This window comes from Microbacterium sp. NPDC056003 (assembly GCF_042274785.1).
Lineage (GTDB): Bacteria > Actinomycetota > Actinomycetes > Actinomycetales > Microbacteriaceae > Microbacterium.
Window position 1 is genome coordinate 1,169,123 of sequence record NZ_JBHJXQ010000001.1, and the last position, 16,740, is coordinate 1,185,862.

General features: G+C 70.4%; 16 protein-coding genes. 7 read left to right on the forward strand and 9 right to left on the reverse strand.

Going from position 1 to position 16,740, the window contains the following annotated elements; genetic code table 11:
- The first annotated feature begins 37 nt into the window (after positions 1 to 37).
- Complete coding sequence (locus ACFC1W_RS05360; RefSeq protein WP_375989515.1) at positions 38 to 928, forward strand: VOC family protein; 891 nt, start codon at positions 38 to 40, stop codon at positions 926 to 928.
- A 65-nt stretch (positions 929 to 993) separates the two neighbouring features.
- Here the strand turns inward: ACFC1W_RS05360 and ACFC1W_RS05365 are convergent, their stop codons facing one another.
- From ACFC1W_RS05365 to ACFC1W_RS05385, 5 genes are all read right to left on the reverse strand, one after another.
- A complete protein-coding gene (locus ACFC1W_RS05365; protein WP_375989517.1) occupies positions 994 to 2,007 on the reverse strand; it encodes a LacI family DNA-binding transcriptional regulator in 1,014 nt (337 codons plus the stop codon).
- 25 nt (positions 2,008 to 2,032) lie between these two features.
- Complete coding sequence (locus tag ACFC1W_RS05370) at positions 2,033 to 3,502, reverse strand: glycoside hydrolase family 1 protein (RefSeq protein WP_375989519.1); 1,470 nt, start codon at positions 3,500 to 3,502, stop codon at positions 2,033 to 2,035.
- A gap of 51 nt (positions 3,503 to 3,553) precedes the next feature.
- The gene (locus ACFC1W_RS05375; RefSeq protein WP_375989522.1) at positions 3,554 to 4,471 is read right to left on the reverse strand and encodes a carbohydrate ABC transporter permease; all 918 of its coding nucleotides are present in this window, start codon (positions 4,469 to 4,471) and stop codon (positions 3,554 to 3,556) included.
- Positions 4,468 to 5,490, reverse strand: a complete 1,023-nt coding sequence (locus ACFC1W_RS05380) for a carbohydrate ABC transporter permease (RefSeq protein WP_375989525.1) — start codon at positions 5,488 to 5,490, stop codon at positions 4,468 to 4,470. The genes ACFC1W_RS05375 and ACFC1W_RS05380 overlap by 4 nt, the downstream gene beginning before the upstream one ends.
- A gap of 139 nt (positions 5,491 to 5,629) precedes the next feature.
- A complete protein-coding gene (locus ACFC1W_RS05385; RefSeq protein WP_241111673.1) occupies positions 5,630 to 6,904 on the reverse strand; it encodes an ABC transporter substrate-binding protein in 1,275 nt (424 codons plus the stop codon).
- A 260-nt stretch (positions 6,905 to 7,164) separates the two neighbouring features.
- On the opposite strand from ACFC1W_RS05385, the gene purS reads away from it, so the two are divergent.
- Together purS and purQ are read left to right on the forward strand one after the other, a co-directional pair.
- Positions 7,165 to 7,413: a phosphoribosylformylglycinamidine synthase subunit PurS gene (purS, locus tag ACFC1W_RS05390; RefSeq protein ID WP_375989528.1), complete on the forward strand. Its 249-nt coding sequence runs from the start codon at positions 7,165 to 7,167 to the stop codon at positions 7,411 to 7,413.
- The gene (gene purQ / locus ACFC1W_RS05395) at positions 7,410 to 8,117 is read left to right on the forward strand and encodes a phosphoribosylformylglycinamidine synthase subunit PurQ (protein WP_375989531.1); all 708 of its coding nucleotides are present in this window, start codon (positions 7,410 to 7,412) and stop codon (positions 8,115 to 8,117) included. The genes purS and purQ overlap by 4 nt, the downstream gene beginning before the upstream one ends.
- Positions 8,118 to 8,418: 301 nt before the next feature.
- On the opposite strand, the gene ACFC1W_RS05400 is transcribed toward purQ, so the two are convergent.
- Positions 8,419 to 8,856: a DUF1761 domain-containing protein gene (locus ACFC1W_RS05400; RefSeq protein ID WP_241111670.1), complete on the reverse strand. Its 438-nt coding sequence runs from the start codon at positions 8,854 to 8,856 to the stop codon at positions 8,419 to 8,421.
- Positions 8,857 to 8,959: 103 nt separating this feature from the next.
- On the opposite strand from ACFC1W_RS05400, the gene ACFC1W_RS05405 reads away from it, so the two are divergent.
- On the forward strand, positions 8,960 to 9,877 hold the full coding sequence (locus tag ACFC1W_RS05405) for a 2-hydroxyacid dehydrogenase (RefSeq protein WP_375989534.1): 918 nt from the start codon (positions 8,960 to 8,962) through the stop codon (positions 9,875 to 9,877).
- A gap of 53 nt (positions 9,878 to 9,930) precedes the next feature.
- Here ACFC1W_RS05405 and ACFC1W_RS05410 read toward each other — a convergent pair whose 3' ends face one another.
- Together ACFC1W_RS05410 and ACFC1W_RS05415 are read right to left on the reverse strand one after the other, a co-directional pair.
- On the reverse strand, positions 9,931 to 10,398 hold the full coding sequence (locus tag ACFC1W_RS05410; protein ID WP_375989537.1) for a hypothetical protein: 468 nt from the start codon (positions 10,396 to 10,398) through the stop codon (positions 9,931 to 9,933).
- 167 nt (positions 10,399 to 10,565) lie between these two features.
- A complete protein-coding gene (locus ACFC1W_RS05415; protein WP_375989540.1) occupies positions 10,566 to 11,081 on the reverse strand; it encodes an adenine phosphoribosyltransferase in 516 nt (171 codons plus the stop codon).
- Positions 11,082 to 11,180: 99 nt separating this feature from the next.
- On the opposite strand from ACFC1W_RS05415, the gene ACFC1W_RS05420 reads away from it, so the two are divergent.
- The 3 genes from ACFC1W_RS05420 (at position 11,181) to ACFC1W_RS05430 (ending at position 15,604) form a co-directional block, all read left to right on the forward strand.
- Entirely contained in the window at positions 11,181 to 12,863 is a 1,683-nt protein-coding gene (locus ACFC1W_RS05420; protein ID WP_375989543.1) for a glycoside hydrolase family 13 protein, read from the forward strand.
- Between the two features lie 70 nt (positions 12,864 to 12,933).
- Complete coding sequence (locus ACFC1W_RS05425; protein WP_375989546.1) at positions 12,934 to 13,953, forward strand: LacI family DNA-binding transcriptional regulator; 1,020 nt, start codon at positions 12,934 to 12,936, stop codon at positions 13,951 to 13,953.
- A gap of 421 nt (positions 13,954 to 14,374) precedes the next feature.
- A complete protein-coding gene (locus ACFC1W_RS05430) occupies positions 14,375 to 15,604 on the forward strand; it encodes an amidohydrolase (protein WP_375989549.1) in 1,230 nt (409 codons plus the stop codon).
- A 35-nt stretch (positions 15,605 to 15,639) separates the two neighbouring features.
- Here ACFC1W_RS05430 and ACFC1W_RS05435 read toward each other — a convergent pair whose 3' ends face one another.
- On the reverse strand, positions 15,640 to 16,734 hold the full coding sequence (locus ACFC1W_RS05435) for a VanZ family protein (protein ID WP_375989551.1): 1,095 nt from the start codon (positions 16,732 to 16,734) through the stop codon (positions 15,640 to 15,642).
- Positions 16,735 to 16,740 lie beyond the last annotated feature (6 nt).

Consider the following 16,740-nt stretch of genomic DNA (forward strand, 5'->3'; position numbering starts at 1 on the left):
GGGAATAGCCGGCGTCGGAAGATAGTTGTAGGTACACATGACTGACCTTCCCGCAGACCACGGCGACCGGCTCGCCGCCGACACGTCGATGGGCGCCGTGACGCTGCTCGTCGGCGACCTCGACGCGATGACGGCGTACTACCGCGACGTCGTGACGCTGCAGGTCCTCGCCGCCGAGGGCGACACCGTCACGCTGGGCCGCGCCGGGCGCCCGATCGTGATCCTCCGGCACGAGCCGTCGCTGCGGCAGGCGACACCCGGGTCGGCGGGGCTCTTCCACACGGCGATCCTCTTCGAGACGCAGACCGCCCTGGCTGCTGCGCTGTACTCGGTCGCGCGCCATGCGCCCGGAACGTTCACGGGATCGGCCGACCACCTCGTCAGCCAGGCGTTCTACTTCACCGACCCCGAGGGCAACGGCATCGAGCTGTACTGGGATCGTGCGCGCACGGAATGGTCGTGGACGCACGGGCAGGTCGAGATGGCGACCCTCTATCTCGACCCGAACGGCTTCCTCGGCCAGCACCTCACCGAGGAGGCCGCACTCGGCGCGACGGCCGGGGATGCGGCATCCGTCGGTCACGTGCATCTCTCGGTGGGGGATGTCGCGACCGCCCGCTCCTTCTACATCGACGCGCTCGGGTTCGACGCGACCGCGACGCTGGGCGACCAGGCGCTGTTCGTGAGCGCCGGCGGCTACCACCATCACATGGCGATGAACGTGTGGAACTCGCGCGGAGCCGGCCCCCGCATGCCCGCGCTCGGCCTCGGACGCGTGGACCTCGCGCTGCCCGACGCCGACGCGGTGGGCGAGCTGTCCGAGCGGCTGCGGCACCACGGATTCCAGGTGCGCGACGACGGCCGCGACCTGTCGTTCGACGACCCCTGGGCGAACCTTCTCGTCGCGACAGCACCTGGCCGCGGCTGACGCGGTTCCCACCGCCGCGGGTCGAGGGCGCGCGAGCGCGTGCGCGTGCGCGGGGATCCTCGGGCTCAGACGGAGTCGCGGACGACGAGCTCCGTCTCGAGGATCGTCACGTGCCGCGGGTGGCGGCCGGCGAGCAGGTCGAGCAGCACCGTCGCCATGCGCTCGCCCTGTGCGAACGACGGCTGGCGCATGGTCGTCAGCTGCGGCGTCACCGACGTGGCGACCGGCGAGTCGTCGAAGCCCATGATCGCGATGTCCTCCGGCACGCGCAGTCCGGCCGAGGCCAGCACCGTGAGGGCGCCGCGGGCCATGAGGTCGCTTGCGATGAAGATCGCGTCGGGACGCTCGCCGGCGGCGAGGATCGTCCGCATCGCGTCGGCACCCCCGTCGGCGGTGAAGTTGCCGTCGACGACCTCGCCCTCGGGCAGATCCCATGCCCGCAGCGCGTCGCGGTAGCCCTGCAGGCGGTCGACACCCGCGGGCATCGTCAGAGGTCCGGTGATCGTGGCGATGTTCCGGTGCCCGCGCTCGATCAGGTAGGTCGTCGCGTCGTGTCCGCCGCGGACGTTGTCGACGTCGACGTAGTAGTCGCGCTCGCGCTCGCGCACGGGCCGACCGCCGTAGACGACCGGCACGGCCGAGGCGATGCGGTCGATGAAGCTGTCGCTCGTGTGGTGCGACACGATGATCGCGCCGTCGACCGCGCCGCTGCGGACGTAGCTCGTGGTCTTGTCGCCCGGGTCGTCGTTAGCGATGAACAGGTTGAGGACGTAGTCCGACCGGCTCAGCCGCGCGTTGATGCCCGACACGATCGCCGCGAAGAAGGGGTCGCCGAAGAAGCGCGTGGTGTCTTCGGGTACGACGAGCGCGATCGCGTGCGTCTGCCGGCTCGCGAGCGAGCGGGCGGCGCGGTTGGGCACGTAGTTGAGGTCCGAGATCGCGCGCTTGACCGCCTCGAGCGCCTCGGGGCTCACGGCGGTCGAGCCGTTCACGACCCGCGAGACCGTCGATCGGGAGACACCCGCAGCCGCGGCGACCTCCTCGATCGTCACCGATCCGCGCATCGCGTCCGTCGTCATGCCGTCTGCCTTTCCTTTCGGGATGCTACGACCCGACGGTCGCCGTCTCTCGCTCCAGCTGACGCGCGGCGATGATGCGGCTGTACTCGCGACCGCTGTCCTTCACCGTGCGCAGCTGGGTGTCGTAGTCGACCCGGACGATGCCGAACCGCTTCTCGTACCCCCACGCCCACTCGAAGTTGTCGAGGAGCGACCAGTAGAAGTATCCCCGTACATCGACCCCGGCTTCCACCGCGTCGAGGATCGCACCCAGATGCGCGCGGACGAAGTCGGCGCGATCGGCGTCGTGCACCCGCACCTCGCCGTCCTCGACGACGCGCTCGTCGTCGTAGGCGGCGCCGTTCTCGGTGACGAAGAGCACCGTGCCGGCCGGCTGGGCGTACTCGTCCCACACCCGGCCGAGCAGGCGCGTGAGGCCCTCGGGCTGCACCTCCCAGTGCATCGGCGTGCGCGGCAGGCCGCGCTCGTGCCAGAAGATGCCCTCGTGCGACGGGAAGGGCGAAGCGCCGGGCCGGTCGGTCGGCGCGTCGCCGCCGATCGGCGCCACCGCGGGCGCGTGTCCGCCGACGAACTCGCCGTGGTAGTAGTTCACGCCGAGCGTGTCGATGGGCGTCGAGATGGCCTCGAGGTCGCCCGGGCGCACCGCGGACTCCCATGCGGCGATGGCCGCGGCATCCACCCTCCTGATGTCTTCCACCACATCGGCCGGGTACGCACCGCGGAACACCGGGTCGAGGAACCAGCGGTTGAACTGGCCGTCGATTCGGCGCGCGGCGTCGAGGTCGGCGGGGTCGTTCTCGTCGACCGGGTCGGCGACCGTCAGGTTCAGCGTGAGGCCGAGGTTGAGCGACGCATCGCGCGCCCGCAGCTCGCGCACGGTCTGACCGTGGCCGAGCAGCAGGTGGTGCGCGGCCAGCACGCCCTCCTCGACGCTGTAGTGACCCGGCGCGTGGAGACCGGCCGTGTAGCTCAGGAACGACGAGCACCACGGCTCGTTGAGCGTCGTCCAGACGTTCACGCGGTCGCCGAGCGCGTCGTGCATGTCGAGTGCGTACTCGGTGAACCTGTCGGCGGTGTCGCGGTCGGCCCAGCCGCCCTTCTCCTGCAGGGCCTGGGGCAGGTCCCAGTGGTACAGGGTCAGCCAGGGCAGGATGTCGGCATCCAGCAGCTCATCGACCAGCCGCTTGTAGAAGTCGACGCCCTGCGGGTTGAGCGCGCCGCCGTCGGGCCGCACGCGCGACCACGACGTCGAGAAGCGGTACGTCTGCAGGCCCATCGACTTCATCAGCGCGACGTCGTCGGCGTAGCGGTGGTAGTGGTCGCACGCGACGTCGCCGTTGTCGGCGTTGATGACGGCTCCCGGCACGCGGCAGAAGGCGTCCCAGATGGAGGCGCGGCGGCCGTCCTCGAGGGCGGCCCCCTCGATCTGGAAGGCGGCGGTGGCCGCGCCGAAGAGGAAGTTCGACGGGAAGGCTCGCGCAGTGGTCGCGGTCATGCGGACGGCGTCCTTTCTGAAGTGGTTCGAAGAGCGGCGGGATGCTGCCGGTCAGCCCTTGACGGCGCCGGCCATGATGCCGCTGACGAGCTGCTTGCCCGCGAAGGCGAAGAGGATCAGCAGCGGGATGGTCGACAGCAGCACCCCGGCGAGGACGACCGAATAGTCGACGAAGTAGTTCGACTGGAGCAGCGACAGCGCCACGGGCAGCGTCGGGTTCTGCCGGTCGAGCACGATGAACGGCCAGAAGAAGTTGTTCCAGGCGCCCACGAAGGTGAACAGGAACAGCATCGCCGCAGCCGGTCGCGCCGCCGTGACGCCGATCACCCAGAAGGTGCGGATCATGGATGCTCCGTCGACGCGCGCCGCCTCGATCAGCTCGTCGGGCACGGACTGCTGCAGGTACTGCGTCATCCAGAACACGCCGAACGCGCTGGTGAGCGCGGGGATGATGATCGCGCCGATCTGGCCGGTCCAGCCGAGGTCGGCGAACAGGATGTAGAGCGGCACGACGCCCAGCTGCATGGGCACGGCCATCGTCGCGACGACGAAGACGAGAAGGGCCTTGCTGCCGCGGAAGCGCAGCTTCGCGAACGCCCAGCCCGCGAGCGTCGAGGTGATGACGACGGCGGCGGCGATGAGGGTCGAGCTGTAGATCGAGTTCCACAGCGCCGGCCAGAAGTTCACGGCCGGGTCGTTCATCACCGACATCGCGTTGGCGACGAAGTTGCCGCCGGGGATCCACGACATGTTCGGGTCGTTGATCGTCGACGAGTCGCCCGAGCCGATCAGGAACGACCAGTAGTAGGGGAACACCGCCGACAGGATCACGATGCCGAGGCCGGCGTAGACCCAGAACCCCGGCCGATAGCCGCGGATCTTGGTCGTGCGGTTGTTGCGACGACGCGCGGCTTCGCGCGGGATGCCCTCTTCGATGGTCGCGAGCGGCGGAGGAGTGCTGATGCTCATCGGCGGAATCCCTTCTTGCGCGGTGACACGACGCCGCGGCCGCCCTCGTCTCGGACGAGCCTTCGGGTGACGACGAGGTTGATGAGGCCGATCACGAGGATGATGAGGAACAGGATCCACGCGAGCGCCGCCGCCCGCCCGAAGTTCCACTCCCGCCAGCCGATGTTGTAGAGGAACAGGGTGATCGTCAGCCACTGCTGCGCCGCCCCGCCTTCACCGGTGTTGTCGTACATGCGCGGCTCATCGAAGATCTGCAGACCGCCGATCGTCGACGTGATGATCACGAAGATCAGCGTCGGACGCAGCGAGGGCACCGTGATCGAGATGAACTGGCGGAACGCGCCGGCGCCGTCGACCGTCGCCGCTTCGTAATAGTCGCGCGGGATGGCCTGCATCGCGGCGAGGAGGATCAGCGCGTTGTAGCCGGTCCACCGGAAGTTGACCATCGTGGCGATGGCGATGTGACTCCAGAACGGGTCCTTGTGCCACGGGATCGGCTGCAGCCCGAGGTCGGTGAGGATGTTGTTCACCAGGCCGTGGTTGTCGCCGAACATGTTGCTGAAGATGAGGGCGACGGCGACCGGCGCCATCACGTAGGGCAGCAGCACGCCCATGCGCCAGAACGTCTTGGCGCGGATGTTGCGGTCGAGCATCGCGGCGATGAAGATCGCGAGGATGAGCTGCGGCACCGTCGACAGCAGGAAGATGCTGAAGGTGTTGCGCAGCGCCGTCCAGAACTGCGGGTTCTGCAGGATCCAGATGTACTGGTCGAACCCGACGAACTCGCCGGAGTTGCGCACCAGGTCCCAGTTCTGGAACGAGATCACCGCGGTGTAGGCGATCGGGAACAGGCCGACGATCGCGAAGACGATGAAGAACGGCGAGATGTAGAGGTACGGCGAGAGCTTGAGGTCCCAGCGGCTGAGGCGGTGGGAGAAGGAGATCACGCGCGGCTGGCGTACGGGAGTCGGCCGGTCGGCCGGCCCGGATGCCGTGGGGCGGGTTGCGGTCGAGGTCACCGGAGGCTCCGATTCGTTGTTCGGGGAAGAGGCGGGGCGGTGCAGGAGGAGTGCACGCGGGCCGGGTGAGACCCGCGCACACTCCTCCCTCGTTCAGGCCACGGCCGGGCGAGCGGCCGTGGTGGCTAGACGACGCCTATCAGAAGGCCTCGACCTCGGCGACCCAGGTGTCCCACGAGGTCTGCTCGTCCTCGACACCGTCGAAGACGCGCGTGACCGCGTTCTGGAGCGCGTCGTGGTACTTGAAGTAGCTCGCGTCCTTGAAGGGAGCGACCGTGACGGCCTCGGCGCGGGCGCTGAGGATCTGACCGGTCGGAGCGTCGTTGAAGTACTCGTTCGTCGCGTCGGTGAGGGTCGGGTCCTCGTACGCCTCGAGCTGGCTGGGGAAGGTGCCCGCGTTGGTGAACGCCTTGACCTGCTGCTCGGGGGCGGTGAGCCAGTCGGCGAGCGCGAGCGCTGCGTCGACGTTGGCGCCGTTGGCAGGAACGGTCAGGTACGAGCCGCCCCAGTTGCCGCCGCCGTTCGGGAAGACATCGGCGATGTCCCAGCCGGTGACGTCGGGAGCGTTGCCCGAGATGACGCCGAGCATCCAGCCCGGGCAGAGCATCGTCGCGAACTCGCCGTTGGCCATCGAGGCGAACCAGTCGTCGGACCACTGGCCGGCGTACGCCGAGTTCGGGACCGCGCGCTCGGTGACGAGCTCGTAGGCGGCCTGGATCTCGGGGTTGTCGGTGGCGATGACCGTGCCGTCGGGCTCGGTGTACGTGTACTCGATCTGGTTGACGATGCCCTGGAGCACCGAGTTCGCCGAGTCGATCATCGGCTTGCCGGTGGCTTCCTTGTACTGGTCGGCGACGTCGAGGAAGTTCTCCCAGTCGCCGTTGAACAGCTCGGCGACGCCCTCGCGGTCGCTGGGCAGGCCGGCGGCCTCGAACAGGTCGGCGCGGTAGCAGATGCCCTGCGGGCCGATGTCGGTGCCGAAGCCGACGAGACGTCCGTCGCCGTCGGTGGCGGCGGCTTCCTTCCAGTCGAGCCAGCGGCCCTTGACGCTGTCGGGAGCCTCGGCGAGCAGGTCGGAGTACTGCATCGCCTCAGCGAACCAGTCGATCTCGACGGCCTCGATGTCGGCGAGGCCTTCCTTGCCCAGCTTCTGGAAGTAGTTCGCGCGCGCGTCGCCAGACTCGGCGGCACGGTTGTGGACGATCGTCACGTTCGGGTTCTCGTCCATGTACTCCTGGAGGAGCTCGTCGGTGTAGCCGAAATCGTTGAACGTGGCGATCGTGAGCGTGATGGGCTCGTCGGAATCCGCGGACGGCTGGCTGCCGCCGCCGCCGGCGCAGCCGGCGAGGACGATGGCCGAGGCCGAGAAGGCGGCAACTGCCACGGCGCTTCGACGGAAGGCGCGTGAGTTCACTGTCACTCCTTTGTGTTGTCAGGGTCGAAATGTGTTGCAGGGTGTGAGCGGCTCGGGACGGGTTCCGGACCGCGGTGCCATGGGAGCGTTCCCACCGGACTGAGGATCACCGTATGGGATCGCTCCCACGGATGTCAAGGGAGCGCTCCCACGAACGTGTCACGGTTGCATCACGACACATCCACGACCCCGGGAGACGAGCGGATGCCTCGGCCCGTAGACTGGGCAGGACCCCTTCCCGCGACTCCTGGAGCTCTCGTATGCCCACCATCGTCGTCGACGTCATGCCCAAGGCCGAGCTGCTCGACCCGCAGGGGAAGGCCGTCTCCGGCGCACTCGCGCGTCTGGGCCAAGACGCGTTCACCTCGGTGCGCATCGGCAAGCGGTTCGAGCTCACCGTCGAGGGCGAGGTCACCGACGACGTGCTCGCCACCGCGCGTCAGGTCGCCGACGAGATCCTCTCCAACTCCGTGATCGAGGATGTGGTGGGCGTCGAGGTGGTCGAGTGACCGCCCGCATCGGTGTCATCACTTTCCCCGGCTCGCTCGACGACCGCGACGCCCGGCGCGCGATCGAACTCGCCGGCGGCGAGGCGGTCGCCCTGTGGCACGGCTCGCACGACCTCGAGGGCGTCGACGCGCTCGTGCTCCCCGGCGGATTCAGCTACGGCGACTACCTGCGCGCCGGAGCGATCGCGGCGCTCGCGCCGATCATGTCGGAGGTCAAGGATGCCGCGGCCAAGGGCATGCCCGTGCTCGGCATCTGCAACGGCTTCCAGATGCTCGTCGAGGCGCACCTGCTGCCCGGCGGCCTGATCCGCAACGCGCACCAGCAGTTCATCCGCCGCGACCAGAAGCTCCGGGTCGAGAACAACGACACCGCCTGGACGAGCGACTTCGCCACCGGCCAGGAGATCGTCATCCCGCTCAAGAACGCCGACGGCGGCTACATCGCCTCGGAGTCCGAGCTCGACCGCCTCGAGGGCGAGGGGCTCGTCGCGTTCCGCTACGTCGGCGTCAACCCCAACGGCTCCCTGCGCGACATCGCCGGCCTCACCAACGAGCGCGGCAATGTGGTGGGCCTCATGCCCCACCCCGAGCACGCCGTCGAGGCCGGTTTCGGCCCCGACACCTCCGCCGCCATGCGCTCGGGCGTCGACGGCCTGCCGTTCTTCACCTCGGCGCTCGCCGCCGTGGTCGGCGCAGCCGCCTGACGCGCCGCATCCTCCATTCCCCGCGAGACATCGCAGGCGCGACGAAACGACGTCCCCCGCACGTCGTCTCACCGCAGGCGCGACGTCTCGCAGGCACAGGGCGCGGGCGGCGCGGTGCTGTGCTCGCGCCGGCGTTTCCCGGCGCCCGAGGCCACGGCATCCGCTCCTCGCCTCGCCTCTCCGCGAGACATCGCAGGCGCGACGAAACGACGTCCCCCGCACGTCGTCTCACCGCAGGCGCGACGTCTCGCAGGCACAGGGCGGGGGCGGGCGCGGCGTTGTGCTCGCGCCCGCCGGGCGCTCAGACGGTGCCGGCCGGCGGCCACACGCCGATGATGATGGCCATGACCACGAACGTGACGAGCTCGTGGGCGATGTTCATGACGGTCAGCGACGTCGGCCGCCCCTCGAACTGGTCGTGCGTGATGAAGCGCGCCGCAGTGAAGCCCGCCCACAGGATCACCGCGGTGCCGAGCGCCGCCAGCAGGAACCCGCTGCCGTAGAAGTGCCACGAGATGGCGGTCGCGCCGGCAAGCACCCACGCCGACACGAAGCTCACGAAGACCGTCACGATGATCGGCATCCACGCCTGCAGCGCCGTCTGGTCGCGGTTCATGTCGACGTTCGCCAGCTTCGCCCAGCGCGTGCCGAAGACCTTCGGCGCGTACCAGATCGAACCGACGAGCATGGTCGACAGCGTCGCCACCAGCACAGCCCAGTAGTTGATCTCGGGAACCATCGTCGCCTCCTCCGTACCGCGGCCGGCCGCATCGCCGCCGCTCGACGCGAGCGTAGCGCCGCACGCCCGCGCCGTCGCCCCAGCACGCCGATACCGTGGAGGCGTGACTCTTACCGTGAGCGTTCCGACCGAGAAGCTGGCCGCCGACCTGGGCGCGCTGCCCGCCGATGTCGACCTGGTCGTATGGCCCATGGACGGGCCCGCGCCGCGCGCGCGCTTCGACATCGTCGTGCCGCCGTACATGGAGATGGCGAAGGTGCTCGCGCGCCTCGAAGGCGTGCCCACGCGTCTCGTGCAGAGCCAGTCGATCGGCTACGAAGGCGTCGACGAGGTGCTCCCGCGCGGTCTGACGTTCGCCAATGCGGCCACGGTGCACGAGACGTCGACGGCCGAGCTCGCGGTGGGACTCGCGATCGCAGCACAGCGCCACCTCGACCGGTTCGCCGTCGACACCGCCGCCGGACGCTGGCAGCCCGCCTTCACGCAGAGCCTCGCCGACCGGCGCGTGCTGCTGCTGGGCTACGGCGGCGTCGGCAAGGCGGTCGCCGCGCGGCTGGCACCGTTCGAGGTGCGGCTGACGTTGGTCGCCAGCAGAGCACGTGAAGAGGACGGGATGCCGGTGCACGGCGTCGACGACCTGCCGAGCCTCCTCGGCGCGGCCGAGATCGTTATCCTCACCCTGCCCGGCGGCGACGCGACGCGAGGCATGGTGGACGATGCCTTCCTCGCCGCTCTGCCCGACGGTGCGCTCGTCGTGAACGTGGGGCGCGGGTCGCTCGTCGACACCGACGCGCTCGTCGACCATGTGCGCCGGGGCCGGGTGCGCGCGGCGATCGACGTCGTGGATCCCGAGCCGCTGCCGCCGGGGCATCCGCTCTGGTCGCTTCCCGGCGTGCTGATCACGCCGCACGTCGGCGGTGCGTCCTCGGCGATGGGCCCGCGCATCGCCCGGCTCGTGCGTTCGCAGATCGATCGGATGCTGGCCGGCGAGGAGCCGCGCAACGTCGTGCTCGGCGGGTAGCGCTCCCGCAGGCGAGCCGCGAAGGGATGACTCGAGCGCCTTCCGGAGGCGAGTCAGCCGGTTGTCACGCTCGTCAGCACGAGCACACGACGTTCGTCCGCGCCGCAGAAGCGCCCGAACGATCCGAAGTACGAGCTGTCGCTCATCCCGTCAGGGAGCTCCTCGAGTCCGACCACCTCACCCGCGCCCGTGAGCGGGTCGCCGTCGCCGAGTCGTGTGCCGTCCGCGAGCACCACCGCAGCACCGTCCTGCTCGGCGGTCTCGGGCCACACGATCCACGTGCCGTGCGCGGCGGCGGCGGAGTCACCGGGTACGGCGAAGAGGAAGCATCCATTCGGCCCCACCTGCAGGGCGCCCTCGAGCCGTTCCGCGTCCGTCGCGATGCCCTCGGCCTCGGCGGCCGGCAGCCGCGGGAGCCCGAACCCGCCCTCCGCGCTGGACGGAGCGGGCGCGCACCCGTTCAGCGTGGCCAGTCCCGCGACGGCGAGGATGAGCACGGATACGCGACGGTGACCGACCATGACGACTCCTTCGGCGAGCTGGCCACAGAGTAGCGCCGCGCGCGGTCGAACGGTCGGGACGAACGGTGGGGCTGTCGGCATCCTGCCGCCCCCGCACGGCGGCGTGGGAGCGAGATCTCCCGGCGGTTCGACCGGGGCTTCGGTCGAGCGCGCCGGCGGGCCCCGGGTCAGGCGGTGAAGACGGCGTGCACGTCGCCGACGAGGGCGCGGCCGCCGAGGGCCTCGAGCTCCATCAGCACGGACGTGCCCACCACGGTGCCGCCAAGACGCTCGACCAGCGCGTGCGCCGCGACCAGGGTGCCGCCGGTGGCGAGCACGTCGTCGACGAGCAGCACGCGCATGCCATCGCGGATGTCGTCGTGCGCCTCGATCGTCGCCGTCCCGTACTCGAGGGCGTAGTCGACGGATGCCGCGGGCCGGGGCAGCTTGCCCGCCTTGCGGATCGGCACCAGGCCCGCGCCCGCGTCCATCGCCACCGCGCCCGCGAGCAGGAAGCCGCGCGCCTCGACTCCGGCGACGACGTCGAACTCACCCGCGAACGGCTCGACGAGCGCGTGGATCACGGTGCGGAGCGCCGAGGCGTCCGCCAGGAGCGGCGTGATGTCGCGGAAGAGCACCCCCGCTTCGGGGTAGTCGGGGATCGTGCGGATGAGCGACTCGGCACGGGACAGGGCTTCGTTCACCGCCTCACGATACCGCTCGAGATACCGCTCACCTGGTGCGCTGCTATGAATGCGGCCAGTCCGCACGGGGAATGTAAGCGCTTGCAGTATCCTGTCGGGATGACTTCTTCGCAGACCGCCGAGCGCGCCGACGCGCCGATCGACACCACCGGCAGCGAGTGGTGGCGCACCGCCGTCATCTACCAGATCTACCCGCGCTCATTCTCCGACAGCTCGGGCGACGGCATCGGCGACCTCCCCGGCATCACCTCGCGTCTCGACGATCTGCGCGATCTCGGTGTCGACGCCATCTGGCTGAGCCCTTTCCAGCGCTCCCCGCAGAAGGACGCCGGATACGACGTCTCCGACTACTGCGACGTCGACCCGCTGTTCGGCACGCTGGGCGACTTCGACGACATGCTCGAGGGGGCGCATGCGCGCGGCATCCGTCTGATCGTCGATCTCGTCCCCAACCACTCCTCCGACCAGCACGAGTGGTTCCAGCAGGCTCTGGCCGCCGCCCCCGGCAGTCCCGAGCGTGCGCGCTACATGTTCCGCGACGGCAAGGGCGTCGAGGGCGAGCTGCCCCCGAACAACTGGGAGTCCGTCTTCGGCGGCCCGGCGTGGACCCGCGTCGTCGAGGCCGACGGCACTCCCGGTCAGTGGTACCTGCACCTCTTCGACTCGTCGCAGCCCGACTTCGACTGGTCGAATGAAGAGGTGCGCGAGGAGTTCCGCCGCATCCTGCGGTTCTGGCTCGACCGCGGCGTCGACGGCTTCCGCGTCGACGTCGCCCACGGCCTGGTCAAGGCCGACGGTCTGCCCGACTACACGCCCGACCCCGAGGCCGGCTCGATGGGCGGCGAAGAGGCGAACGTGCCGTACTGGGGTCAGGACGGCGTGCACGAGGTGTACCGCGACTGGCACACGCTTCTCGCCGAGTACGACGGCGACCGCGCGCTGTGCGCCGAGGCGTGGCTGCCCACTCCCGAGCAGACCGCGCTGTGGGTGCGCCCCGACGAGATGCACCAGGCGTTCAACTTCGCCTACCTCGAGACCGCGTGGGCCGCACCGGCCCTCCGCTCGGTGATCGCCGAGTCCATCGCGGCCTACGCCGCGGTCGGCGCCCCCAGCACCTGGGTGCTCTCGAACCACGACGTCGTGCGCCACGCCTCGCGTCTCGCGCTGACCGCCGAGAACCCGCAGGGCCACGGCATCGGCCCGGACTCCCCCGGCAAGCCGGTTCCCGAGGTCGGCCTCCGCCGTGCTCGCGCCGCGACCACCCTGATGCTCGGCCTGCCCGGCTCGGCATACCTCTACCAGGGCGAGGAGCTCGGCCTGCCCGAGGTCATCGACATCCCCGGCGACGCCCGTCAGGACCCGACATGGTTCCGCACCGACGGCGAGCGCTACGGTCGGGACGGCTGCCGCGTGCCGATTCCGTGGACGTCGGATGCCCCGGCCTACGGGTTCAGCCCGACGGGCGACTCCTGGCTGCCGCAGCCTGCGGAGTGGGCGACGCTCGCCCGCGACGTCCAGGTCGACGACGCCGATTCGACGCTTTCGCTCTACCGTTCGCTCATCGCCGCTCGCCGCGCACGCGGCCTCGGTGCGGGCACGCTCGAGTGGGTCGAAGGCCTGGGAACCGACGTCGTGGCCTTCCGCAACGGAAGCGTGACCGTCGTCGGCAACACCGGCGCCACGCCGGTGCCGATGCCGACCGGTATCGTGATCGCATCGAGCGGACCGGTCCTGGGGAACGAGCTTCCGGCCGATACGACGGTGTGGCTCGCCGACGACTGAGTGCGTCCGGCACCGCGCCGGACGATGAGCGCGGGGGACGCCGTCCCGATCCGCGGGGAGAGGTGACGACGTGGTCAGCATCGACGAGGTGGCCCGGCAGGCCGGCGTCTCGACGGCGACCGTCTCGCGCGCGCTGAGCGGCCGCGGCCACGTCTCGGATTCGACCAAAGCCCGCGTGGAGGCGGCTGCCAAGAGCCTCGGATACGTCGTCTCTGCGTCGGCGTCGAGCCTCGCCTCCGGCCGGACGCGCAACATCGGCGTGCTGGTCCCGTTCCTCGACCGCTGGTTCTTCTCGACGGTGCTGAGCGGCATCGCGTCGGCGCTCATGCGCCGGGGCTACGACATCACGCTCTACAGCCTGACCGCGGATCGCGCCGAGCGGCGGGACGTCTTCGACACGTTCCTTCGTCGCCAGCGCGTCGACGGCGTCATCGCGATCTCGATCGAGATCGGTGACGAGGAGTCGCAGCAGCTGCTCGCCCTCGACCTGCCCGTCATCGCGATCGGCGGCCCCAACCCGCGGCTGACGACCCTGACGGTCGACGACGTGGCGGTCGCCCGGCTGGCGACGGAGCACCTGCTCGCTCTCGGGCACCGCGAGATCGCCCACATCGGCGCGAGTCCCGAGTTCGACATCGACTTCCACATCCCGACGCACCGTCGACAGGGCTTCGAGCAGGCCCTGGCGGACGCCGGCATCGAGGTCAAGCCGTCGCTCTTCGAGCCGGCCGACTTCACGATCGAGGGCGGATTCCGCGCCGCAAAGCAGCTGCTGGGCAAGCCGGGCGGGCGTCCGACGGCGATCTTCGCCGCCTCGGACGAGATGGCGATCGGAGCCCTGCTCGCCGCGCGCGAGCTCGGCTACCGCGTGCCCGAGGACCTCTCCGTCGTCGGCATCGACGGCCACGAGCTCGGGGAGTTCTTCCGCCTCACCACCGTCGACCAGTTCCCGAAGGGCCAGGGCGAGCGCGCGGCCGACGCGATCCTCGCCGAGCTGGAGGCGAAGTACACGACGCCGCCCGTCCACCAGCCGGGCGAGCTGCCGTACGAGCTGATCGTGCGGGGCTCGACCGCCCGCCTGCCCGGCTGATCCACCCCCCGCTCACCCGTCCCCGCGCTCATCCGGCCCCGTCGCTCACCCGACCCCTCGCTCACCCGACCCCTCGCTCACCCGAACCCTCGCTCATCCGGCCCCCTCGCTCAACCGGCCCCCTCGCTCACCCGCCCCTCGCTCACCCGACCCCTCGCTCACCTGTCACGAAACGCCACCCGAAGCGGCACATCGTGACAGGCGAGCGATCGTGGGCCACCGATCCACTCGCTCACCTGTCACGAAAGGCCGTCCGAAGCGGCACATCGTGACAGGTGAGGCACCCAGGCACCCAGGCACCCAGGCACCCAGGCACCCTGGCCCCCAGGCACCCAGGCACCCAGGCACCCAGGCACCCAGGCACCCTGGCACCCTGGCACCCGGGAGGTCCGGTCGAGGACCGCCGGATAGGCTCGACCGCATGACGATCGACCTCGAGGCCCTGTACACCGACCTGCACCGGCATCCCGAACTGTCGTTCCAGGAGACGCGCACGGCAGGGGTCATCACGCGGCATCTCGCCGATCTCGGCATCGAGTTCGAGGAGGGCATCGGCAAGACCGGTGTCGCCGGCGTCATCCGCAACGGCGACGGCCCGGTCGTGTGGCTGCGCGCCGATATGGACGCCCTGCCCGTTCCCGAGCAGACCGGCCTCGAGTACGCGAGCACCGCGCGCGGCACCGATCCGTCGGGCACCGACGTGCCGGTCATGCACGCGTGCGGCCACGACATGCACGTCTCGGCCATGCTGGGTGCGCTCGAGCGGCTCGTGGCGACGAAGGACGAGTGGAGCGGCACGATCGTCGCCGTCTTCCAGCCCGCCGAGGAGTACGGCGCCGGGTCGCAGGCGATGATCGCCGACGGCGTGCTCGACCGCTTCCCGAAGCCCGACATCGTGCTCGGCCAGCACGTCACCCCGCTCCCCGCCGGCACGATCGGCGTGCGCAGCGGCACCCAGATGGCCGCCTCCGATGGGCTCGTCGTGAAGCTGCTCGGCCGCGGTGGGCACGGCTCCCGACCGCACTCGACCATCGACCCCGTCGTCATGGCCGCCGCCACGGTCATGCGACTGCAGACGATCGTCTCGCGCGAGGTCGACCCGCGCGACGTCGCCGTCGTCACGGTCGGATCCATCCACGCCGGGCTCAAGAACAACATCATCCCGGCCGAGGCGAAGCTCGAACTCAGCCTGCGCTACCCCGACGACGACGCCCGCACGCGTGTGCTCGAGAAGGTCGAGCGGGTCGTGCGCGCCGAGGCGCAGGCCTCCGGGGCCGAAGAGCCGCCCGTGATCACGATCGACCACTCGCTCCCGCCGACGATCAACGACGTCGACGCCACCGCGCGCCTGCGGACCGCGTTCGACGCCGCGTTCGGCGAGGGCACCGTGATCGACCCCGGCATGTTCACCGGCAGCGAGGACGTGTCGTGGTTCGCCCGTGAGTCCGGCGCGCCCCTGGTCTTCTGGTTCTGGGGCGGGGTCGACCCCGACGTGTATGCCGCCGCCGTCGCCGCGGACTCGGTCGAGCGCGACATCCCCACCAATCACTCTCCGTTCTTCGCACCGGTGCTGCAGCCGACGCTCGACAACGGCGTCGCGAGCCTGGTCGTCGCGGCGCGCGAGTTCCTGGAGACGCGCTCGGCTGAGTGATCAGCGGATGCCGCGGCGCGGGCATCCGCTCTCCGTCATCGCCAGCGGGCGGAACGCGGGCGCCTCGGCTCGTCGGGGTCGAGCGGCTCCCGTGCGTCGGCGACGTACTGCCCCGACGCGAGACCGGGCAGCCCGCGTCCGTCCGGCGTGGTGAACACGAGGATCAGCGAGCCGAGGGCGAAGAGCCAGCCCACGAAGTCCCAGGCTCCGGGCAGCGCGAAGAGGACGAGGAACCCGCCGATCCCGCCGGCGAAGCGGAGCACGCGGGCGAGCCAGACCGGCAGCGGGCCGCCCTGGAACCGCAGCCGCACCGCCAGATCGCCCACCGTGCGTCCCGTCGTCAGCACGACGGTGAGCCAGACGATGATCGTGACGACGGACGACACGACCGCCGCCGCGCCGCCGGTGCGCACCTCGTCGCGCGCGCCCAGCGCGTAGAGGGCGAGCTGGAAGAGCACCCCGGTCGTGAGCGCGACGAGCCATGACCCCACGAGGTCGCACGCCATCGCGAGCAGCCGGCGGGAGCGCGTGACGGGCCGCGGCCGGTCGGCGTCGGCAGCACGGGCCATCCCTCGGTACGCGCGCGGCACGGCGAGGGAGAGGACAGAGCCCACCACCGCGCCGAGCGTGTTGGTCAGCAGGTCGTCGACGTCGAACACCCGGTACGCGCACGGGTACAGGCCCCACACGCCGGTCAGCTGCGTGAACTCGATGACGGCCGAGAGCCCGAGGCCGGTGAGCGCCGCGACCACGATGCCCCGGCCGCCCAGCACGCGCAGGAAGAAGCCCAGCGGGATGAACAGCAGCACGTTGAGAAGCAGCTGAAGAGCGTTCGGATCCGACAGGAGGGTTCCCGGCCGCAGTCCGGCATCGCGGAGCTCGCCGACGAAGGCGAAGAGCTCGAGGTTCACGCCCGCACAGGTCAGCACGTCGGGGTCGGGGAGCGGCAGGAGCGTATACGTCCAGATCGCCATGAGGTACACGAGCGCCGAAGCCCACAGCGCGAAGCGGCCGAGGCCCAGTCCCCCGCGGCGGCGGTAGCTGATCGCGACGAACGGCACGAAGAGCACCACTCCCGCGACCACGCCGAGAGCGATCGCGAAGGCACCGAGCATCACCCGATCGTCCACGCCTCC